The sequence below is a fragment of the Micromonospora sp. LZ34 genome (assembly GCF_052981855.1).
Genome location: NZ_JBRIQN010000039.1, coordinates 1 through 20,984, shown reverse-complemented (window position 1 = coordinate 20,984; position 20,984 = coordinate 1). Strand labels below are relative to the sequence as shown.

23 protein-coding genes are annotated in these 20,984 nt (G+C 73.9%); 17 read left to right on the top strand and 6 right to left on the bottom strand.

Going from position 1 to position 20,984, the window contains the following annotated elements; translation table 11 throughout:
• Positions 1-29: 29 nt before the first annotated feature.
• The 3 genes from ACVCAH_RS29305 (at position 30) to ACVCAH_RS29295 (ending at position 2,492) form a co-directional block, all read left to right on the top strand.
• A complete protein-coding gene (locus ACVCAH_RS29305; protein WP_447139464.1) occupies positions 30-911 on the top strand; it encodes a hypothetical protein in 882 nt (293 codons plus the stop codon).
• A gap of 121 nt (positions 912-1,032) precedes the next feature.
• Entirely contained in the window at positions 1,033-2,010 is a 978-nt protein-coding gene (locus ACVCAH_RS29300) for an ABC transporter permease (RefSeq protein WP_447139463.1), read from the top strand.
• Between the two features lie 95 nt (positions 2,011-2,105).
• Positions 2,106-2,492, top strand: coding sequence for a DUF6578 domain-containing protein (locus ACVCAH_RS29295; protein WP_447139462.1), 387 nt, complete (start codon positions 2,106-2,108; stop codon positions 2,490-2,492).
• A gap of 75 nt (positions 2,493-2,567) precedes the next feature.
• On the opposite strand, the gene ACVCAH_RS29290 is transcribed toward ACVCAH_RS29295, so the two are convergent.
• Positions 2,568-2,972 (bottom strand): DUF2267 domain-containing protein, encoded by a 405-nt coding sequence (locus ACVCAH_RS29290; RefSeq protein ID WP_447139461.1) that lies wholly within the window; start codon positions 2,970-2,972, stop codon positions 2,568-2,570.
• Positions 2,973-3,254: 282 nt separating this feature from the next.
• On the opposite strand from ACVCAH_RS29290, the gene ACVCAH_RS29285 reads away from it, so the two are divergent.
• Complete coding sequence (locus ACVCAH_RS29285) at positions 3,255-3,926, top strand: HNH endonuclease family protein (RefSeq protein WP_447139460.1); 672 nt, start codon at positions 3,255-3,257, stop codon at positions 3,924-3,926.
• 83 nt (positions 3,927-4,009) lie between these two features.
• On the opposite strand, the gene ACVCAH_RS29280 is transcribed toward ACVCAH_RS29285, so the two are convergent.
• Positions 4,010-4,963 carry a helix-turn-helix transcriptional regulator gene (locus tag ACVCAH_RS29280; RefSeq protein ID WP_447139459.1) on the bottom strand — a complete coding sequence of 318 codons (954 nt, stop codon included), beginning with the start codon at positions 4,961-4,963 and terminating at the stop codon, positions 4,010-4,012.
• A gap of 61 nt (positions 4,964-5,024) precedes the next feature.
• Here ACVCAH_RS29280 and ACVCAH_RS29275 point away from each other — a divergent pair, with 61 nt between their 5' ends.
• Both ACVCAH_RS29275 and ACVCAH_RS29270 read left to right on the top strand, forming a co-directional pair.
• A complete protein-coding gene (locus ACVCAH_RS29275) occupies positions 5,025-5,435 on the top strand; it encodes a VOC family protein (protein ID WP_447139458.1) in 411 nt (136 codons plus the stop codon).
• A gap of 2 nt (positions 5,436-5,437) precedes the next feature.
• Positions 5,438-6,010, top strand: coding sequence for a YdeI/OmpD-associated family protein (locus ACVCAH_RS29270; protein WP_447139457.1), 573 nt, complete (start codon positions 5,438-5,440; stop codon positions 6,008-6,010).
• A gap of 39 nt (positions 6,011-6,049) precedes the next feature.
• Here ACVCAH_RS29270 and ACVCAH_RS29265 read toward each other — a convergent pair whose 3' ends face one another.
• From ACVCAH_RS29265 to shbA, 4 genes are all read right to left on the bottom strand, one after another.
• Positions 6,050-6,505 carry a GNAT family N-acetyltransferase gene (locus ACVCAH_RS29265; RefSeq protein ID WP_447139456.1) on the bottom strand — a complete coding sequence of 152 codons (456 nt, stop codon included), beginning with the start codon at positions 6,503-6,505 and terminating at the stop codon, positions 6,050-6,052.
• 471 nt (positions 6,506-6,976) lie between these two features.
• A complete protein-coding gene (locus tag ACVCAH_RS29260) occupies positions 6,977-8,059 on the bottom strand; it encodes a hypothetical protein (protein ID WP_447139455.1) in 1,083 nt (360 codons plus the stop codon).
• 110 nt (positions 8,060-8,169) lie between these two features.
• Positions 8,170-8,964, bottom strand: a complete 795-nt coding sequence (locus tag ACVCAH_RS29255; protein WP_447139454.1) for an anti-sigma-D factor RsdA — start codon at positions 8,962-8,964, stop codon at positions 8,170-8,172.
• A complete protein-coding gene (gene shbA / locus ACVCAH_RS29250; RefSeq protein WP_447139453.1) occupies positions 8,961-9,542 on the bottom strand; it encodes an RNA polymerase sigma factor ShbA in 582 nt (193 codons plus the stop codon). Before shbA ends, ACVCAH_RS29255 begins: the two co-directional genes overlap by 4 nt.
• Positions 9,543-9,722: 180 nt before the next feature.
• On the opposite strand from shbA, the gene ACVCAH_RS29245 reads away from it, so the two are divergent.
• The 11 genes from ACVCAH_RS29245 to ACVCAH_RS29195 are packed head-to-tail and all read left to right on the top strand — an operon-like array spanning position 9,723 to position 20,787.
• Positions 9,723-10,700, top strand: a complete 978-nt coding sequence (locus ACVCAH_RS29245) for an ABC transporter ATP-binding protein (protein ID WP_447139452.1) — start codon at positions 9,723-9,725, stop codon at positions 10,698-10,700.
• The gene (locus ACVCAH_RS29240; RefSeq protein WP_447139451.1) at positions 10,697-11,467 is read left to right on the top strand and encodes an MlaE family ABC transporter permease; all 771 of its coding nucleotides are present in this window, start codon (positions 10,697-10,699) and stop codon (positions 11,465-11,467) included. Before ACVCAH_RS29245 ends, ACVCAH_RS29240 begins: the two co-directional genes overlap by 4 nt.
• Position 11,468: 1 nt before the next feature.
• Complete coding sequence (locus ACVCAH_RS29235; RefSeq protein ID WP_447139450.1) at positions 11,469-12,272, top strand: MlaE family ABC transporter permease; 804 nt, start codon at positions 11,469-11,471, stop codon at positions 12,270-12,272.
• Positions 12,273-12,274: 2 nt separating this feature from the next.
• On the top strand, positions 12,275-13,555 hold the full coding sequence (locus ACVCAH_RS29230; protein WP_447139449.1) for an MCE family protein: 1,281 nt from the start codon (positions 12,275-12,277) through the stop codon (positions 13,553-13,555).
• A complete protein-coding gene (locus ACVCAH_RS29225; RefSeq protein ID WP_447139448.1) occupies positions 13,552-14,583 on the top strand; it encodes an MCE family protein in 1,032 nt (343 codons plus the stop codon). The genes ACVCAH_RS29230 and ACVCAH_RS29225 overlap by 4 nt, the downstream gene beginning before the upstream one ends.
• The gene (locus ACVCAH_RS29220) at positions 14,580-15,560 is read left to right on the top strand and encodes an MCE family protein (protein ID WP_447139447.1); all 981 of its coding nucleotides are present in this window, start codon (positions 14,580-14,582) and stop codon (positions 15,558-15,560) included. Before ACVCAH_RS29225 ends, ACVCAH_RS29220 begins: the two co-directional genes overlap by 4 nt.
• The gene (locus ACVCAH_RS29215; RefSeq protein WP_447139446.1) at positions 15,560-16,804 is read left to right on the top strand and encodes an MCE family protein; all 1,245 of its coding nucleotides are present in this window, start codon (positions 15,560-15,562) and stop codon (positions 16,802-16,804) included. Before ACVCAH_RS29220 ends, ACVCAH_RS29215 begins: the two co-directional genes overlap by 1 nt.
• An 8-nt stretch (positions 16,805-16,812) precedes the next feature.
• Entirely contained in the window at positions 16,813-18,207 is a 1,395-nt protein-coding gene (locus tag ACVCAH_RS29210) for an MCE family protein (protein WP_447139445.1), read from the top strand.
• Entirely contained in the window at positions 18,204-19,445 is a 1,242-nt protein-coding gene (locus tag ACVCAH_RS29205) for an MCE family protein (protein ID WP_447139444.1), read from the top strand. Before ACVCAH_RS29210 ends, ACVCAH_RS29205 begins: the two co-directional genes overlap by 4 nt.
• On the top strand, positions 19,442-20,224 hold the full coding sequence (locus tag ACVCAH_RS29200; RefSeq protein ID WP_447139443.1) for a hypothetical protein: 783 nt from the start codon (positions 19,442-19,444) through the stop codon (positions 20,222-20,224). The genes ACVCAH_RS29205 and ACVCAH_RS29200 overlap by 4 nt, the downstream gene beginning before the upstream one ends.
• Before the next feature lie 35 nt (positions 20,225-20,259).
• Complete coding sequence (locus ACVCAH_RS29195; protein WP_447139442.1) at positions 20,260-20,787, top strand: hypothetical protein; 528 nt, start codon at positions 20,260-20,262, stop codon at positions 20,785-20,787.
• Positions 20,788-20,984: the final 197 nt, after the last annotated feature.

Below are 20,984 nucleotides of genomic sequence, written 5' to 3'. Positions count from 1 at the left end.
GGTCACACCGCCGATGAGGAGATGAGCTCGTGCGCGCAACCGATCTACGGCAACGCCTCCACCGGGCCGCGGCCTGGCCGCCGTGTCGCTGGCGGTGGCGGTCGCGGCTGCTGATCGGCATCGCCGCGCTGGTCGCGACAGCGCCCGTGTGGCCGGTGATCCAGCCCGGAGAGCCGGTCGCGGACGAGATGCTGGCCCCCGGCGAGGTGGCGGTGATCGTTCCGGTCGTGCTGATCCTGCCGCTCGCCTGGGCGCTGATCGGCCGGTCCCGCCAGGTCGGCCGGGTCGTTGGCCTGGTGCTGGTCGGATGCGTTGCCGCCTGGTCGGTGGGGACGGTCCGGTTCGCCGAGTACGCCACCCCGCCGACCGTCGACGACGGGCTGCGCTACTACCTGGTGACCGCCGGTTGCCTGGTCGCGATCGGGGTCGCGGTCGAGGTCGGATGGCACCGGACGAGCCCGGCGCCGCTGCCGGCATCGCGCCGGCGTCGTACGGTCGGACTGGTGGCGTGGGTGGTCGGCGTCGGCGCGATCGCCGCGGTGCCGGTGCTCGACGGCGAGCCCATGCCCCCGCGAGACGCCTTCCTGCCGCTGCCGCCGGCCGTCGTGCTGCTCGGCGAGGAGGCGGCGTGTGTAACTCGCGGGCGCTCCTGCGTGCGGCGGTTCACCGTGGCCGCCACCGATGGTGCGAACGCGCGCGATCTCACCCGGCGGTTGGGTCGGCATCTGGCCGACACGAAGGGCTGGACAATGACCTGGTACGACTTCGCGCCGGAGCCGGTGATCGCCTGCCGGCCCGTCGCCGGGTTGGCCAACCCCTACCGGCTCTGCGCGGAATTGCGGATCGACGAGCGGGACTCCACGGTGGAGGTCTGGTTCGCGCACTCGAACCCGCACAACCCGGTCTACTGACCACGGGGGTCCGCTGTCGGGCCGGCAACCCTCGTCCCCATCGTGGTTGTGGCGTTGGCCACTTTCCTGATAGACCTGCTGGTGGATCTGCTCCACGCCGCCCTGCCCGGGAGGAGCCGTCATGAGTGATCCGAGCACCGCGTCGATCGTCTCCGCACCCCGGCCCGAGCAGCCGACCGAGATCGGCGCGCCGGTCAATCCGGGGCTGCCGGGCAGCGCCCGTGCCGACAGGCCGCGGGGCCTGTTCGGTGACGCGTGGCGTGACCTGCGCCGTAAGCCGCTGTTCTGGATCTCGGCCACGTTCATCATGATCTTCCTGGTGATGGCGGCCTTTCCGTCGCTGTTCACCTCCGGCGACCCGGTCAACGGCGCGCTGTCGAACAGCCGGGTGGAGCCGTCCGCGGACGCGTGGTTCGGCTACGACGTGCAGGGTCGCGACGTCTACGCCCGGACGATCTACGGCGCCCGCGCGTCGATCGTGGTGGCCGTGCTGTCCGTGATGGGCACGCTGCTCATCGGCGGCACGATGGGGATCATCGCCGGCTACCGCGGCGGCTGGGTCGACGGTCTGCTGTCCCGGATCGCCGACGTCTTCTTCGGCCTGCCGTTCATCCTCGGCGCCATCGTCATCCTGACCACCTTCAACGGTTCCGGCTCCAACAACAGCACGGCCGAGATCATGGGCCTGGTGATGCTGTCGCTGACCGTCCTGATGTGGCCGGTGGTGATGCGGCTGATGCGCTCCTCGGTGCTGGCCACCAAGGAGGCGGACTACATCGTGGCCGCGCGGGCGCTGGGCGCCGGCACCGGGCGGATCATCCTCAAGCACCTGCTGCCGAACTGCGTGGCGCCGCTGCTGGTGTACGGCACGATCATGGTCGGCTCGTTCATCGGCGCTGAGGCCACGCTGTCCTTCCTGGGCGTCGGGCTGAAGACCCCGGTGGTGTCCTGGGGCATCATGATCAGCGAGGCGCAGCAGTACATCCGCGTCTCGCCGTATCTGCTCTTCTTCCCCGCCGCCTTCCTGGTCACCGCCGTGCTGAGCTTCGTGATGCTCGGTGAGGCGGTCCGCGAGGCCCTCGACCCCAAGCTCCGCTGAGCCAAGGATTTCAGGGGCGGTCGACGGGCGGCCAGACGGGCGCCCAGCTGGGTCTCGACGGAGGTCACAATGGTGTCGTGGACCTCGTGGTTTGGGTGGACGACTGGCAGTTGCAGTGCTGCGGCGACCCGTTCGCGGTGGGCGCCGAGGTGTCGTGGACGTTGCGGGACGCGGATTCCGAGTGGCTGGCGGAGATGCTCGGCAGCGGGTCGGCCATCGGCGTCGACGCCGCCGAGGAGCATCACGGTGACCTCGGTGAGGATGCGCCACTCATGGTGGGAACCGTCGCGTCGATCGACGCCGTGCACTGTCGGTACGCACCTCTGCTGGGCAGTGAGGAGCGGGGACTCCATCCCGTACCGGGCTCAGGGACCCTCAGCACGGTCAACTCCGCGGACGGATGGACACCCGATCGCGGCGATCTCACGTTCGTCGGCTATCTGGTCCGACTGACCGGAGCGGCCACCCGATCGCGTTCCTGACGACGACAGGCGGGCAGGACCCGGTGCGCGGCTGCCGGGGAGCGGAGAGCCGGTTCGCCCGCAACGCCCACGGGGTCAGCCCCGGCGGGTCTCTCCGTCGTACCGCCCCGCCGAGTCGGTGAGGTCCCAGAACTCGGCCGGCAGGTGGGTGATGACGTCGTCGTACTCCCCGGCCGGGATGGCCTCCCGAAGGGTGTCGAAGACCGCGCGCATGCCGGCCCTGGCGAGGTCCCCGTCCACCTCGGCCCGGCCACTGACCTGCTGGACAAACACGTCGAGCCCGAACCGCTGGGCCTTGTCCCGCGGCGCGAAGGCGTACGCTCGCAGCCCCTCGGGGAGCCGGGCGGACAGATCCCGCGCCTCGCCCCCGTCGATCCGCTCGGCCAGGGTCGTGAGCGTGGCGCGCGTGATGGCGGTCGCCTGCTCCGGTGAGGTGCGCAAGCGTCGCGCCACCGAGTCGATGAACTCGCTGTTCTCCACCTGCCGGGCCTTTCTCTGCGTGGACAGCGGCGTCTACCCGCATACCCGCCCGGCAAACAGCCCGAGCGGCCCGCCCGCCGTGCCGCACCCCGCGCCGTTCCGCCGGACCCGACAGGCGTCGGGCGGGCGTCCGCTGTCCGGAATGTTGACGAATTCATCGCGTGGCAACCATCTGGTCGAAATCTCGTGGTTGCGTCGCGCGGCTCCCATAGGCACCATGTTCGATGGACATGATCATCAACCACGGTGACTGTCCGTTGTGGATGCCGAGGAGGTTCCCCCATGCGTTTCCCCCGACTCTTCGCCCCGTCGCCTCCAGCCAGGCGAGCTGTCGCCGTCGCGGCGGCTGCCGTCGTCGCCGGCGCCGGGCTGGTCGCCGTGGCCGCCCAGCCCGCGTCGGCCACCCCGCCCGGCATCCCGTCCAAGGCCACCGCGCAGTCGCAGCTCAACGCGCTGACCGTGGCGGCGCAGGGCTCGACCAGCGGTTACTCCCGGGACCTGTTCCCGCACTGGATCACGGTCAGTGGCTGCAACACCCGCGAGCAGGTCCTCAAGCGCGACGGCACCTCCGTGGTCGTGGACAGCTCCTGCGCGGCCACCTCCGGTCGCTGGTACAGCCCGTACGACGGCGCGACCTGGTACGCCGCCTCGGACGTCGACATCGACCACGTGGTGCCGCTGGCCGAGGCGTGGCGCTCCGGTGCCAGCTCGTGGACCACCAGCCGGCGGCAGAGCTTCGCCAACGACCTGACCCGGCCGCAGCTGATCGCCGTGACCGACAACGTCAACCAGGCCAAGGGCGACCAGGACCCGTCGACGTGGCAGCCGCCGCTGTCGTCCTACCGCTGCACGTACAGCAAGATGTGGATCACCGTGAAGTACAGCTGGGGCCTGACCCTGCAGTCGGCGGAGAAGTCCGCGCTGCAGAGCATGCTCAACACCTGCGCCTCCTGAGGGCAGCGTGCCCGCTCGCACGTCGCCGGATCGCCGGCGGCGGTGCGAGCCGGCCTCGTCGCCGGTGGGGCGGGCGGCGCGTCTCACCCGGCGGCGGCGAGGTATCGGGTGGCCAGCTCGCGTAGCACCGCCCGCAGCTCGGGCGGTTCGAGCACGGTGAACGGCACGTCGAACTTGGCCAGGTAGATGGCCAGGTCGGTCAGCGAATCGGTGCCGGTGACCAGCTCGCAGGTGCCCTCGTCGAGCGGGATGATCTGACCCGACGTGGTGGTGCTGCGTTCGGCCACCACGGCGGCCGGCGCGTGCAGGCGGATCCGCGCCTGGTAGGTCCAGACCGCCGACCGGACCCCGCGCAGCACGTGCGCTGCGGCGTCACCGCCGGGCGGCTCCCGCGGTACGAAGCGTGGCCCGGTCGGCGGCAGCGGACGCACCCGGTCCGCGCGGAAGGTGCGCCAGTCCCGGCGGTCGGTGTCCCAGGCCAGCAGGTACCAGCGGCGGCCGGTGTAGACGAGGGTGTGTGGCTCGACGTCGCGCTGGCTGGCCTGCCCGTCGTGGCCGGCGTACGTGAACCGGAGCCGTTCGTGGCTGTGCGCGGCCGCCGCGATCGTGGTGAGCGTGTCGGCGTCGACCGTCGGCCCGCCGCCGGCCGCCGACACCGTCGCCCCGCGCAGCGCGTCGACCCGCGGACGCAACCGGCCCGGCAGGGTCCGTTCCAGTTTGGTCAGTGCCCGCAGCGACGCGTCCTCGATGCCGGTGACGGTGCCGGCCGCGGCGGCGCGGAGTCCCACCGCGACCGCGACGGCCTCGTCGTCGTCGAGCAGCAGCGGCGGCAGCGCGGTGCCGGCGCCGAGCCGGTAGCCGCCCGCCGGCCCGGTGGTCGACCGCACGTGGTAGCCGAGCTGCCGCAGCCGGTCGACGTCGTTGCGCACCGTGCGCGTGGTGACCCGCAGCCGTTGCGCCAACTCCGCGCCGGACCAGTCCCGCCGCTGTTGCAGCAGGGAGAGCAGGCGAAGCAGCCGCGCCGAGGTTTCCAACATTCCCCGATTCTCCGTCAGATCGAGGAACCAAGTGTTCCGCAATCCGCCCTAGCGTGGGGTCATGACCGACACACCGAGACTGCGGGGCCTGGCCAACGTCAGCTACTGGGCCACGGACTGGCCGGCGGCCAGAGCCTGGTACACCGAACTGATCGGCTTCGAGCCGTACTTCCTGCGCGAGGGCTACGCGGAATGGCGGCTCGGCGACCACCAGGACGAGCTCGGCCTCGTCGACAGCCGCTACCGGCCGCCGGGCGCGGCCGCCGGTACCGGCGGCGTCGTCCTGTACTGGCACGTCGACGACGTGCACGCCATGGTCGCGCGGCTGCTCGCCATGGGCGCCACCGAGCACGAGCCGCCGCAGGACCGCGGCGCGGGCTTCGTTACCGCCACCGTGGTCGACCCGTTCGGCAACCTGCTCGGCGTCATGTACAACCCGCACTACGTCGAGATCCTCGCCGGGAAGGCCTGATCGTGGACGACATCGAGATCATCCGCTGTGCCGACGTCGACGAGTGGGACCGCTGGCTCACCGCGTACGGTGCGGACCGGCCCGCCGTCTGGCTGGCCATCGCGCGCAAGGGCAGCGGCCCGGCCACGATGACCGCGACCGAGGCCGGGGACGTGGCCATCTGCCACGGGTGGATCGACAGCCACCGCCGCCGCCTGGATGCCACGCACTACCTGCAGCGCTACTCGCCCCGCCGGCCGGGCAGCCCGTGGTCCCGGGTCAACGTCGAGCGCGTCGCCGCGCTCGAGGCGGCCAACCGGATGCGCCCCGCCGGCCGGGCCCAGGTCGCGGCGGCGAAGGCCGACGGCCGCTGGGCGGCCGCGTACGCCCCGCAACGCACCGCGGCCGTGCCCGACGACCTGGCCACGGCGCTCGCGGCGAACGACCGGGCCCGCGCGGCCTACCAGGCCCTCGGCCGCAGCGACCGGTACGCGGTGTTCCTGCCGCTGCTCAAGGCGCGCACTCCGGCGGCACGGGCCGGGGCGCTGCGGCGCGCGCTGGCGACGTTGGAAGCGGCGGGCGCACCGCAGCGGTGATCGGCGGCGACGTACCGGCGGGGCGGATCCCGCCGGGCGTCACGGCCGGCGCCACATCGGGTAGGCGGTGGTGCCGTCGGGGAGCGGGAAGGACCCGTGGGCGACGTAGCCGTGCCGGGTGTAGAGGTCCCGGTCGGCGAGGGTCGTCGCCTCGGTGTACGCGGGCAGCGAGCTGGAGTCGATCCAGGCGTGGCTGGTGGCGAGCAGCGCGCCGGCGGGGTTGGCGCGGGGTGGCCGCGGTGCGACCGCGAAGAACGCCAGGTGGTTGTGGGGACCGGCGGGCCGGTGGGCGGCCAGCACCTCGTCGAGGCGGAGGAACCGCTCGAGGTAGTCGCCGCAGGCGACGGCGAGCCGCTCGCCGTAACCGGGCGGCGGCGGGATCGGGCCGTAGCGGTGGAACCAGACGGCGGCGGCGGAGCGGTCGCTGGCGAGGTACGCCTCGCCGAAGAGCAGCGCGTGCTCGGTCCAGATCCGGGTGACGGCGCTGAGCACCATCCGGCGACGATGGGGTGTCGGGCACGAGCCAGGCGCCGGTGGCGCTCGTGGCGAGCGCGCCGACGACGAGGTCGACGATGTCGGCGACGTCGCACCAGCGGGCACGTCCGACCGGCAGGGTCTTCTTCACAAGCTCTCCTTCCAACAGGTGTGCGGGGCTGAGCCTGCGGGTCCGGTGGATCCGGTTCCCGTTCGGGGCGGGGGACCGGAGCGCCGGCCGGAGTCGCTGGCACTCGGGGTGGTGACGTTGCAGGGGCCGCGCCCGGCGCCTGGGCGCCGGGTCGGGTTCGGTCGGATCGGCTCGGGTCGGTGCCCGCCGGCCCGGACTCGGGCCGCTAGCCGGGCGGTGCCGACGCCGTGGCCGACGAGGTGCGGCGGGACTACGACGATCACGATGCGGGCGGGGTGCCGGTGGGGGAATCGCCCCGGCGCAGCGTCGTCGTGGCTGTCCGACCCTCGTCGGTCGTCCGGTCAGGCGGGCCTGGTGTCCGGTCGGCCGGAGCGGTGGGAGAACCCGTCGCAGCGGGGCGGATAGCCGCCCGGTGCCGCCAGGTCCGGGTGCCAGGCCCAGGGCAGCGCGCCGTCCGCGGTGCCGGTCCAGCCGCCGGAGGCGCCGTTGCCGACCGAACTGCCGCATCCGACGGGCGTCCCCTGGTAGGTGTGGCTCGCGTCGCCGGCCGGGGGTCGGTGGCTCGCTCCGGCGGCGCCGTCCGCCGCCTCGCCGCCGCCGGACGGCCGCCACGTCGGCGCGGACGACCAGGCGTCCCCGACCGGCGGAGCGGGGGTGGCGCGGGCGTTCGTGGTCGGCGCGGTGGCCGTCGGTACCCGTGCGGACGCCGGTGAACGGACGTCGGCGGCGCTCTCGGGCGGAGTCCGGGGAGCGGCGGGCCCACCGACGATCGGCTGGACGACGTTGAGCACCGGCGTCAGCGCCGCCACGACCGGCTCGGCCAGGTCGAGCACCGGAGTCAACGCCGCCACGACCGGGGTCAACGCCGCCACGACCGGCTTCGTCGGACCGAGCACCCGAGCCAGGGATGCCGCGACCGGCCGGGTGAGCGGGCGGACGGCGGTGCCGACCGGTTCGAGCGGACCAGCCGTCGCCGGCTTCCGTTCGACCGGCCGCGCGGCGTCCCCGCCCCGACGGGTCACCGGCGTGGCCGGCTCGGCGGCCGGCTCCACCGCCGGCGCCGCGTCCCAGGCGGGGGTGGGCGTCCCGCGGCGTACCGGTGCGGCGGGCTTCGCCGGCCGCTCGCCCGTGGCCGCCGGAGCGTCCGGCCCGGTACGCGCCGGTGGCCGCGGCGTGCCGGGTCGGTGCGCCGCCCCGGCGTCGGGAGCGTCGTTCCTCGCGTCGTCGGCGGGCGGGGAGCAGGGGACCGGGGTGCCGAGCAGCTCGCCCACGCCGTCCAGCAGCTCACCGAGCAGGCAGGGGCGGGCGGCGGCGTGCGCGGCGTCGGCGGAGAGCGCGTCGTACGCGCCCCACCCGCCGAGGGCGCCACCGACCAGCAGCAGCCCACGCAGCACCGTCCGAGCGAGCCGGCCCTGACGCCGCACCACGGGCACCTCCGAGGAGTCCTCTTCCGGGCAGCTCTGATTGTGCCGAACCGTGAGCGGCCGGACACGAGAAATCGACATCCGCCGAAGAGCGGCGGGTGAGTGCGTGCTCAGCCCAGCGGGGCGGTGGGCAGCGGCAACCCGGGCAGGGACGGCAGCAGCGTCGGCAGGCCCCCCGTGGGCAGGAGGCCCGGCAACGACGGGAGGATCCGGGGGAGGGTGGGCTGGTCGGCGGCCGGTGGCGACGGCCGTGGCGACGCGCCGGCGGGAGTGGGGCGGGCCGGCGCGGCGGACCCGTCTCCGGTCGGGGCCCTCGGCGTCGGGACGGCCGTGGCGGGCGCGGGCGGCGGCGGCAGCGCGGCCAGCAGGTCGCGGTGCAGCGCGTCGAGTTCCGCGCGCAGCCGGGTGGCCACCGCCGGGTCGTCGACGGCGGTGAGGTCGTCGCGCGCCTGCTCGATCAGCCGCGCGGCCTCCGCCGGCTGGCCGGCGGAGAGCGCGGCCCGAGCGCGGTCGATGGCGTCCTCGACGGAGCGCACCTGCGCCTGTTCCGGGTAGAGCACCTTCGTCAACGACCAGAGCGGGCTGCTCGGCCCGGCGTTCCGGCTGCCGACACCGAGCCCGCTCGCGATCGCCACGAGGAGGACCACGGCGGCCGCGAGGCGCAGGACGCGTCGCCCGGCCGTCACGGGCCGGGGTGCCGGCGGTGCCGGTGGGAGGTCCACGGCGGGCCGGAGGACCGGCTCGCCGTCGTCGTCGAGGTCGGCGCGCCAGGCGGCGAGCATCGCGGCGAGGTCGTCGCCGGCCGGCGCCGGCTCGCCCCGGCCGAGCGCGTCGAGGAACTGGTCGTCCCGGGCGATGGTCGCCAGGTCCAGCTCCTCGGCCCCGTCGGGCCTGTGCTCGGTCATGCCGCCACCTCGTCGAGTGTGTCGCCTGCCAGGGTACGGAGGCGGGCCAGGCCGCGGGACTGGGCCACCCGGACCGCGGCCGCGGACATGCCCACGATGGCCCCGACCTCCTCGGCGGTCAGGCCGACCGCCACCCGGAGGACGACGATCTCCCGCTGCGCGTCCGGCAGGCGGTCCAACAACGCCGACAGGCGGCGGGCGAGGTCGGTGGCGACGGCCTGCTGCTCCGGGCCCGGCTCGGCGTCCGGCGTGTCCATCGGGGCGTCGGTGGCCGCGGTGACCGCGGCGGCCCGGGCCGCCAAGCGCTGCGCGTCGGCCACCTTGTGCCCGGCGATGGCGTAGACGAACGCCGAGAACGGCACCCCCTGGTCGCGGTAGCGGGGCAGGGCCCGCAGCACGGCCAGGCAGATCTCCTGCGCGATGTCGTCGGCCGTGGTGTACGCGCCGCCGATGCGCCCCAGCCGGGCCCGGCAGTAGCGCACCAGCCCGGGGCGCACGTCGGTGAGCAGGGCCGCCATGGCCCTCGAATCGCCCTGGGCGGCCCGCCGGACGAGCTCGGGATCGATCGTTGTGGTCATCGCGTCGCGGGACACCTTCGTTACCGGCCGGTTAACGGGCACGGTAGCGAGCCGGCCGGCATTTGCCTAGCTCACCGCGAGTAGCTCTCCCGTACCGGAAAGAAATCGCAGGAGATCTGTTGCACCCGGCCGGGCCGCAGCGATGTCCGAAGTAACAGCACCAAGGGGAGGGGACCGCGAGTGGGCGTCGAGGTGGCCGTGCAGGGACTGACCAAGTCCTTCGGCGGGCAGCCGGTCTGGTCCGACGTCAGCCTGACGCTGCCGGCCGGCGAGATCTCGGTGCTGCTGGGCCCGTCGGGCACCGGCAAGTCGGTGTTCCTCAAGACCCTGGTGGGGCTGCTCCGCCCGGACCGCGGCGACATCTGGATCTCCGGACACAACCTGCCCCGGCTCTCCGAGCGGGCGCTGTACGAGGTCCGCAAGCTGTTCGGCGTGCTGTTCCAGGACGGCGCCCTGTTCGGCTCGATGACCATCTACGACAACGTCGCCTTCCCGCTGCGCGAGCACACCCGCAAGAGCGAGGCGCGGATCCGGGCGGTGGTCGCCGAGAAGCTGGACATGGTCGGCCTGACCGGCGCCGAACGGAAGCTGCCCGGGGAGATCTCCGGCGGGATGCGCAAACGCGCCGGCCTGGCCCGCGCGCTCGTCCTGGACCCGGAGATCATCCTCTTCGACGAGCCGGACTCCGGGCTCGACCCGGTGCGCACCGCGTACCTCAACCAGCTGATCATCGACCTCAACCAGCGCACCGAGGCGACGTTCCTGATCGTCACCCACGACATCAACACCGCCCGGACGGTGCCGGACAACATCGGCCTGATCTACCACGGGCACCTGGCCATGTTCGGCCCCCGGGAGATGCTGCTGTCCAGCACCGAACCCGTGGTCCGGCAGTTCCTCAACGCCCAGCGGATCGGGCCGATCGGGATGGCCGAGGAGAAGGACGCCGAGGAACTGGAGGCCGAGGCGCGGGCCGGCGTGGAACTGCCCCCGCTGCCGCCCATCCCGACCCAGTTGCAGCCCTCCGACGGCCGGCCCCGGCGGGCCGAACGCCCGCCCGGACAGTGGTGTCGCGAGCACGGCGTCACCCCGCCGCCCGGGTCCTTCGCGGACCAGCCGGCGGCCGACCTGGTCGCGCCCGGGGAGGTGCGCGGATGAGCGCCCCGCTGGCCGCGGTCCGCCGGTCCGGCCACTTCTTCGCCTTCTGCCTCGACACGCTGCGGGCGCTGCCCCGCCGGCCGGTGCAGGTCCGCGAGTTCATCCAGCAGGCCTGGTTCATCAGCTCGGTGTCGATCCTGCCGGCCGCCCTCGTCTCGATCCCGTTCGGCGCGGTCATCGCCCTGCAACTCGGCTCCCTGGTCCGGCAGCTCGGCGCCCAGTCGTTCACCGGCGCCGCGTCGGTGCTCGCCGTGGTCCGCGAGGCCGGGCCGATCGTCACCGCGCTGGTCATCGCCGGGGCCGGCGGTTCGGCCATCTGCGCCGACCTGGGCTCCCGCAAGATCCGCGAGGAACTCGACGCGATGCAGGTGCTGGGCATCGACCCGATCCACCGCCTCGTGGTGCCCCGGGTGCTCGCCTCGATGCTGGTCGCCGTCCTGCTCAACGGGCTGGTCAGCGTCGTCGGCGTCACCGGCGGCTACCTGTTCAACGTGGTCATGCAGGGCGGCACCCCCGGCGCGTACCTGGCCAGCTTCCAGGCCCTCGGGCAACTGCCCGACCTGCTGGTGGGCGAGGTCAAGGCACTGCTGTTCGGCGCCACCGCGGCCCTGGTCGCGTCCTACCAGGGGATGCACGCCCGGGGCGGCCCGAAGGGGGTCGGCGACGCGGTCAACCAGAGCGTGGTCATCACCTTCATGCTGCTGTTCGCGCTGAACTTCCTCGTCACGGCCGTGTACTTCCAGGTCGTACCGCAGAAGGGAAGCTGACGTGCCGGTGCTGCGACAGCTCGACGACCTGGGCGGACAGCTCGCCTTCTACCTGCGGGCCTTCGGTTGGGCGCCGCGCACCGTGCGCCGTTACAAGCGCGAGGTGGTGCGGCTGCTCGCCGAGGTCAGCTTCGGTTCCGGGGCGCTGGCGGTGCTCGGCGGCACCGTCGGCGTCATCTGCTTCCTGACCTTCTTCACCGGCACCGAGGTCGGCCTGCAGGGCTACCAGGCGCTCAACCAGATCGGCAGCAGCGCCTTCACCGGCTTCATCTCCGCGTACTTCAACACCCGGGAGATCTCCCCGCTGGTGGCGGCGCTGGCGCTGTCGGCCACCGTGGGATGCGGATTCACCGCCCAGCTCGGCGCCATGCGGATCTCCGAGGAGGTCGACGCCCTCGAGGTGATGGGCGTGCCGTCGCTGCCGTTCCTGGTCACCACCCGCATGATCGCCGGGTTCATCGCGGTGATCCCGCTGTACGTGGTCGGGCTGCTCTCCAGCTACCTGGCCACCCGCGCCATCGCCGTCTTCTACTTCGGGCAGTCGGCCGGCACCTACGACTACTACTTCCACCTGTTCCTGCCGCCGGTGGACGTGCTGTGGTCCTTCGGCAAGGTGCTGGTCTTCAGCGTGATCGTGATGCTGGTGCACTGCTGGTACGGCTACACCGCCAGCGGCGGGCCGGCCGGCGTCGGCGTCGCGGTCGGCCGCGCCGTCCGGCTGGCCATCGTCGCCGTCAACATCGTCGACTTCTTCCTGTCGCTGGCCATCTGGGGCGCCACGACCACCGTCCGGATCGCGGGGTGACCATGAGGCATCGCATCCTCGGCATCGTCTTCGTCGCCGTGCTGACTGCGGCGCTGACCGCCGCCGTCCTGCAGTACCAGAAGGCCTTCACCCCGGTCGCCTGGGTCACCCTGCAGGCCGACCGCGCCGGCCTGCAACTCGGCGACGGCGCGGACGTCAAGGTACGCGGCGTCCTCGTCGGCGACGTGCGCTCGGTACGCAGCACCGGCGACGGCGCGACCCTGCGGCTGGCCCTCGATCCGGCGAGCGCGGCCCGCATCCCGGCCGACGTGACCGCGCGGCTGCTGCCCAAGACGCTCTTCGGCGAACGCTACGTCGAACTCGTCCCGCCAGCGGCCAGCACCGCCGGGCCGATCCGCGACGGCGCGGTGATCAGCCAGGACCGCAGCCGCACCGCGGTGGAACTGGAGCGGGTGCTCGACGAGGCGCTGCCGCTGCTGCAGGCGATCCGACCCGACCAGCTGGCCACCACGCTGGGCGCCCTGGCCACCGCGCTGGAGGGCCGCGGCGACCAACTCGGCGCGAACCTGGCCCGGCTCGACGCGTACCTCAGACAGCTGAACCCGGCGATGCCGGCGATCGCCGCGGACGTACGCGCCCTGGCGGTGGTGCTGGACAGCTACGACGCGGCGCTGCCGGACCTGCTCGCGCTGCTGCGCGACGTCAGCGTCACCGCCCGGACCGTCACCGACCAGCGGACCCAGCTGGCGGCGTTCCTCGCCGACACCACGGACGCCGCCGACGTGGCCCGCGGCTTCCTCGACCGGCACGACGACCAGCTCATCCGGCTTGGCGCGGTGAGCCGGCCGGTGCTCGAACTGCTCGCCGCCTACGCCCCCGAGTACCCGTGCCTGATGAGTGGCCTGGTGGCCCTGCAACCCCGGGTCGAGGAGGTGTTCGCGGGTGGGCGGATGCGGATCACCCTGGAGGTCACCCGCGACGGTGGCCGGTACGAACGCGGGCGCGACGAGCCGGTCTACGGCGCGGACGACGGGCCGCACTGCCAGGGCCTGCCCCGACCGGCCCAACCGGCGCCGGAGAAGCCGATCGACGACGGCTACGACTACTCCGGCGGCCGGCCCCGGGTCACCCTGCCGGTCGGCCTGCCCACCCCGGCCGCCGGCGCCACCCCGGCCATGGGTCAGGCCGCCACCACACAGGAACGGGCCCTGGTGAAGCCGTTGGTCGGTGCCCTCACCGGCACCCTGCCGGCGGAGGTGCCCGACATCGCGGTGCTGCTCTGGGGGCCGCTGCTGCGCGGAGCGGTGGTGAACGCCCGATGACCGCCCGGACCGTCTCCCCGCTGGTCAAGCTGCTCATCTTCGCCGCGGTGACGCTGCTGCTGACCGGGCTGCTCGCGCAGACCCTGGGCGCCTTCCCGGCCGGTGGCGTCAGCTACCGCGCGCGGTTCACCGATGTCACCGGGCTGCTGCCGGGCGACGACGTCCGCATCGCCGGCGTCCGGGTCGGCCGGGTCGAGGACATCCGGGTGGTCGACGACACCGTCGCCGAGGTGGCCTTCACCGTCACCACCGACGTGCCGGTCGCCACCAGCGTCCGGGCCGCGATCCGCTACCGCAACCTGGTCGGGCAGCGCTACGTCGCGCTGACCGAAGGGCCGGGGGAGGGGCGGCCGTTGCGGCCGGACGGGCTCATCCCGATCGCGCAGACCACCCCGGCGCTGGACCTGACCGTGCTGTTCAACGGCTTCCGGCCGCTGTTCACCGCGCTGCGCCCCGAGGACGTCAACAAGCTCGCCTACGAGATCATCCAGGTGCTCCAGGGCGAGGGTGGCACCGTCGCCAGCCTGCTACGACGCACCGCCTCGCTGACCAACACCCTCGCCGACCGGGACGCCGTCATCGGGCGCGTGGTGACCAACCTGAACACCGTCCTGACCACCCTGGCCACCCGGGACCGCGACCTCGACCGGACGATCACCCAACTTCAGGAGTTCGTCTCCGGGCTGGCCGCCGACCGGACCGCCATCGGCGAGGCGCTGGTCAACCTCGGCGACCTCACCGAGGCCACCTCGTCCCTGGTGGGCCAGGCCCGGCCGCCGCTCGCCGCGGACATCCGCGCCCTGGACCAGCTCGCCGGCACGCTCAACCGCAACTCCGCCGTCATCGACAGCACGCTCGGCCGGCTGCCGGAGCGCTACGAGTCGCTGACCCGGGTCGCCTCGTACGGCTCCTGGTTCAACTTCTACCTCTGCGACTTCGACGGCCGGGTGTCGACCGCCGGCCAGACCCTCAACCCCGTCACGTTCAGCGCGCCGGCCGCCCGGTGCGCCACCGGAGGCAGCCGATGAAACCGTTCCGTGAACGCAACCCCGTCGTCACCGGCGTGGTCGGGTTGACCGTGATCGTCGCCGCGCTGCTCGGCGCCTTCCAGCTCGACCGGCTCGCCGCGTTCACCGGCCGGGCCTACCAGGCGGCCTTCACCGACGCCAGCGGCCTCGCCGTCGGCAACGAGGTGCGGGTCGCCGGGGTGCGCGTCGGCAAGGTCACCGCCGTCGAGCTCGCCCGCGACGGCCGGTCGTACGTGCGGGTCCGGTTCCGCCTCGACGACGACGGCGTACGCCTCGGCGACCGCACCGGCGCGACGATCCGGATCAAGACCGTGCTCGGCCAGAAGTACCTGGCGCTGTCGCCGGCCGGAGCCGGGCGGCTGCCCGAGGGTGCACAGATCCCGCTCGACCGTACCGCCGCCCCGTTCGACGTGGTCCAGGCGGTCACCGGGCTGGCCGACACCCTCGACAAGGTGGACACCGACCAGCTCGCCGCCGCGTTCGCCACCCTGTCGGAGACCTTCGCCGACACCCCCGCCAGCGTCGACTCCGCGCTCGGCGGGCTGTCCCGGCTCTCCCGTACCGTCGCCGACCGCGACGCGGAACTTCGCTCGCTGCTCACCCGGGCCCGGGAGGTGACCGGCGTGCTCGCCACCCGGGACGAGGAGTTCCGCAAGCTGGTGACCGACGGCGAGGCGCTGCTCGCCGAGGTGAGCCGCCGCCGCGACGCCATCCACAAGCTGCTGGTCGGCACCAACGACCTCGCCACTCAGCTGTCCGGACTGGTCGACGACAACCGGGCCAAGCTCAACCCCGCCCTGCGGCAGCTGCGGGAGGTCATCGTCGTGCTGCAACGCAACCGCGACGACCTGGAGCAGAGCATCGCGAAGATGGCGCCGTTCGTCACCGCGTTCGCGAACGTGGTCGGCAACGGTCGCTGGTTCGACTCCTACGTGCACGGGCTGGTGCAGCCGTACGTGCCCACGGGCGGCCGCTGATGGCCGCCCAGCGCTGGCGCCGGCCGGTCGCCGCCGCCACCGTCCTGCTCACCGCCGTCGCCGCCGCCGTGGTGGTCGCCCGGCACGAGCCGCCCCAGCGACGGGTGACCGCCCACTTCACCCGCGCCGTCGGCGTGCATCCCGGCTCCGACGTCCGGGTCCTCGGCGTCCGCGTCGGCGAGGTGGTCGCGGTGACCCCGCGCGGCCGCACCGTCGAGGTCGCCATGCGCTACGACGCGGGCGTCGACGTCCCGGCCGACGCGCAGGCGGTGATCGTCCCGCCCAGCGTCGTCAGCGACCGGTACGTCCAGCTCACCCCCGCGTACGCCGGTGGCGCCACGCTCGTCGACGATGCCGCCATCCCGGTGGACCGCACTGCGGCCCCGATGGAGATTGACGACATCTACCGGGCGCTGGACGACTTCAACCGCGCCCTGGGCCCGGACGGGGCGAACGCCGACGGCGCCCTGTCGGACCTCGTCGCCACCGGCCGGGCCAACCTGGAGGGCAACGGCGAGCACCTGCGCGACACCCTCGACGGGCTGTCCCGGGCGCTGTCCACCCTGTCCGACGGGCGGCAGGACCTCTTCGGCTCGGTCGGCAACCTGCAACGGTTCACCACCGCCCTCGCCGAGAGCGACCAGCAGGTCCGCGCCTTCCAGCGGCAACTGGCCGACGTGGCCGAGCAGCTCGCCGGCGAGCGCGACGAACTCTCCGCCGCGCTGCGCAACCTCGCCGTCGCGCTGGAGAAGGTCACCGCCTTCGTGAAACAGAACCGGCAGCTGCTCACCGCCGACGTCGCCGCGCTCGCCGACATCACCGGCGTGCTGGTCCGCCAGCAGGAGGCGGTCATCGAGATCCTCGACGTCGCGCCGCTGGCGCTGAACAACCTCGCCCTGGCCTACAACCCCCGGTCGGGCACCCTGGACACCCGAGACAACGCCACCGGCCCGTACGACCCGGCCGGCTTCGCCTGCTCGCTCCTGGTCGACCAGCTGCCCGCGAAACAGGTCCCGGCCACCTGCCACGCGCTCGCCCAGACCCTGCACGCGCGCGGCCTGCCCATGACCGACCAGCTGCGCAAGCTGCTCAAGCTGCCGCCCGGCGCCGCGACGGCCGGCCCGGTCCCCCCGGGTGAACCTCCGTCCACCCAGCCCGGTGGGCCGGCCCTCGACCTGGCGCCGGGCGGCCCCGGCGGGACCCTGGACCGCACCCTCGGTGGCATCCTGCGGGGCCCGGCATGACCGCCCGGATGCGACGGACCCTGGCGGGGGCCCTCGTGGTGGCGCTGCTGCCCGCCGGCTGCGGCCTGCCGGAGCTGACCGACCTGCCGCTGCCCGGCGGCGCCCCGGCCGGCCCCGGATACCGGGTCACCGCCGAGTTCCGCGACGTGCTCGACCTGGTGCCGCAGGCTGCCGTCAAGGTCGACGACGTCACCGTGGGCAGCGTCGAGAAGGTCTCCCTCGCCGGCTGGACCGCCCGGGTGACCCTGCGGATCGACCGCGAGGTCCAGCTGCCGGCCAACGCCACCGCGGCCGTCCGGCAGAGCAGCCTGCTGGGCGAGAAGTACGTCACCGTGGCCGCCCCGACCACCGAACCGCAGCGCGGGCGGCTCGCCGACGGCGACGTCATCCCGTTGGTCCGCACCACCCGTGGCGCCGAGGTGGAGGAGGTGCTCGCCGCCCTGGGGCTGCTGCTCAACGGCGGCGGCCTGGCCCAGCTGCGCACCATCAACCAGGAACTCGGCCGGGCGCTCGACGGCCGGGAGCCGGCCGTCCGGGACGCGTTGCGCCAGCTCGACGAATTCGTCGGCGGGCTGGAACGGCAGAAGGCGGACATCGTCCGGGCGGTCGAGGCATTGGACCGGCTGACCGGCCGGCTCGCCCGGCAGCGGCAGGTCGTGGGCGAGGCCGTCGACTCGCTCGCCCCCGGTGTGACCGTGCTGGCCCGCCAGCGCGCCCAGCTGACCAGCGCGCTGACCGCGCTCGGCGAACTCGGCCGGGTCGGCACCCGGGTGGTCAACCGCAGCCGGGACGACACCCTGGCCAGTCTGCGGGCGTTGAAACCGATCCTGGAGCAGCTGGTCCGCGCCGGGGACGATCTGCCGAAGTCGCTGGACTTCATGCTGTCGTACCCGTTCCCGCCGAACGTGACCGGCGCGATCGTCGGGGACTTCGTCAACCTCTCCGTCACCGCCGACCTGGACGCCGCCGCGATCCTGGCCAACCTGGTGGCCGCGGCGCCCGCGCCGACGCGGGCGGCCGCCGGCCGGCCTGCCCCCGGCGCGGCCGGGCCGCCCGCGGCGGGTGGGTCGCGCCCCGGATCCCGCCCGGGCGCCGGGTCCGGGCCGAAGCTGCCGCTGCTGGACTGCCTGCCGGACCTGAAGAACTTCCCGGCGACCTGGACGCCGCCGAAGGACTGCCTGCTGCCCAAGGGCTGCGTGCTGCTCAAGCCCGGCTCGGCCGTGCCGGTCGGCGGGCTGATCCTGCCCAAGGGGATCGTGCCGCCCGGGACCGCCTTCCCCGAAGGCACCAAACTGCCGGCCGGCACGATCCTCACCGCCGACTGCATCCTGCCAGTGACCGGCGCGATCACCGGCGCCGTCGGCGACCTGACCGACATCCTCGGAGGCGGGCTGCTGCCATGATCACGCGCACCGTGAAACTCCAGGTCATCGCGTTCGTGCTGGTGAGCCTGCTCGGCGTCGGCTACGTCGGGGTCCGCTACGTCGGCCTCGGCGACCGGTTGTTCGGCGGCGGCTACGTGGTGCACGTCGACCTCGCCCGCGCCGGTGGACTCTTCCCCAACGCTCCGGTCACCTACCGGGGAGTGCCCGTCGGCCGGGTCACCGCGGTCACCCTGCGCGGCGAGGGGGTCCGCGCCGACCTGCGGATCGACCGGGACGTCCAGGTACCCACCGAGCTTCGGGCGGTGGTGGCGCATCGCTCCGCCGTCGGCGAGCAGTACCTCGACCTGCGACCGGACCGCGACGACGGCCCCTACCTGCGTGACGGGTCGGTGATCCCGGCCGACCGCACCGGGGTTCCGCTCGCCCCCGAGGTGCTGCTGACCAACCTGGACGCGCTGGTCCGGTCGGTCGGCCCCGAGGACCTGGCCGTGCTGATCACCGAACTCGGCACCGCGTTCCACGGCAACGAGGAAGCGCTCGCCCGGATCCTCGACGCCGGGGACGCGCTGCTCACCGACGCGACCGCGGCGCTGCCCGAGACGCTCGCCCTGATCCACGACGGCCGCACCGTGCTGACCACCCAGGCCGAGTCGGCGGAGGCGTTGCGTCGGTGGGCGCGGGGCCTGGCCGAGCTGGCCGCCGGCATCCGGGCCGCGGACCCCGACCTGCGGCGCGTCCTCGCCGCCGGGCCGCCCGCCGCGACCGAGGCCGTCGCGCTGCTGCGCGGGCTGGAGCCGACCATCGGCACCCTGCTGGGCAACCTGGTGACCGTCAACGGCATCGCCGCCCGGCGGCTGCCCGGCATCGAGCAGCTGCTCGTGGTGTATCCGATCGCCGTCGCCGGTGGTTTCACCGTCACTCCGGGCGACGGCACCGCCCACCTCGGCCTGGTGCTCAACCTCAACAACCCGCCCTCCTGTGTGTACCGGGGCGGCAGCCGGCAGTGCACCGCGCAGGACCGGGCGGCCGGCGCCGGCGTCCGGGGCGCCCCGAACGCGCCGCGCCCCGGCGGCACCGATCCGGCCGCCGCGGGCCCCCCGCCCGCCGGCGCGTCCGGGCCGGGTTACGACCCGGCGACCGGCCTGGTGCTCGGCTCCGACGGGCGGCCGTTGCAGTTCGGTGCCACCGGCGGCCAGTACCGGACGGCCGGCGACCAGTCGTGGAAGCAGTTGCTGCTCGCCGGGGTGACCCCGTGACCGGCAGACCAGAGGAGGTGCCCGTGCAGACCCGCAGGGACCGCACACTGAAAGTGATCAAGGGAGCCAAGGCCGGCGTTCCCGGCCGGCCCGCCCAGCGCCGGCTGGTCAGCCGTCCCGTGTCCCGTGCGGAATCGCCGATCGAGGCGGTGCTGGAGCGGCTGGACCAGGAGCCCGTGACCGACCCGGACGACGCCGGTGACCTGACGGCGCTGGACGACCCGGCGCGCGCCGACGACCCGCCGGCCGCCGACGACGCTCCCCGCCCGGCCGGCACCGAGCGCGCCGCGCCGGCCCGCCGTCGTACGCTCGTCGGCCTGCTCGTGGTGCTGCTCGCCGCCACCCTGGCCGCGGCCGGGTTCTACGGGCACCGCTGGTACACCGCGCACGCCGTCGAGGAGGCCCGCCAGGCGGCGTTGGCCGCGGCCCGGCAGGCGAGCGTCAACTTCGTCTCGGTCAGCGCGGCCAGCGTCGACCGGGACCTGCAACGGATCGTCGCCGGGGCGACCGGCGAGTTCAAGGACGAGTTCACCCGGGGCCAGGCGCAGGTCCGCGCCGCGGTGGTGGAGAACAAGGTCGACTCGCGGGGCTCGGTGCTGCGGGCCGGCGTGGTCTCCGGTGACCGGAACCGGGCGGTGGTCATCGTGGCCGTCGACGCCACCGTGAAGAACGCCAAGGCGCCCGAGGGCCGGCCGTCGCACTACCGGATCCAGGTGGACATGGTCCGCGACCGGGACTCCGGCGAGTGGCTCGTGTCCCGCCTGCAGTTCGTCGGATGACCCCGACGCCGCCCCGACGTCCCCGAGGAGGACCCATGCGCATCCCCGCCCGTCTGCCGCGGCCCGGCCGCCTCCCGTGGCTGCGGCCCGGCCGGGTCCGGCTGATCCCGGCGCTGGTCACGGCGATCCTGCTGGCGGCCGGCGTCGCGACCGCCGGCTGGTACGCCGACCGCGCCGCCGACCGGCGGGACACCGCGGTCCGGCAGGCGCTCGCCACCGCCCCGGCGGCCGCCAAGGCCATCTTCTCCTACGACTACCGGACCTTCGACGACAGCGTGGCGAACGCCCGGACCTTCACCACCGGCGCCTTCGCCGAGGAGTACGCGCAGACCACGGCGACGCTGAAGGAGACCGCCGCCAAGCAGCAGGCGGTGGTCCTGGCGGAGGTGACCTCGACCGGCGTGGTCAGCGCCGACGCGGACCGGGTGGAGCTGCTGGTCTACCTGAACCAGTACCGGCGCAACGTCACCACGGCCGGCGAGAAGGTGGACCAGAACCGGGTCGTGCTCACCCTGGAGCGGGTCGACGGCGACTGGAAGGTGACCCGGGCGACGGCGGTCTGACCGCTACCCGGCGCGGGCGGCCCGGTCCAGCGGGGAGTGGGCCGTCGCCGCCGCCCTCCCACGTGGTCGATCCGTCTGACAAGAGTCAGCGACTCGCGTCGGGCGTCGGGCCGCAACGTATTTGAGTCACCCGTGCCCCTTGCGGCGCGTCCTGCCGGGCTGAAAATCGGGGTGTGGTTGCTCGCCGACGTCGATCA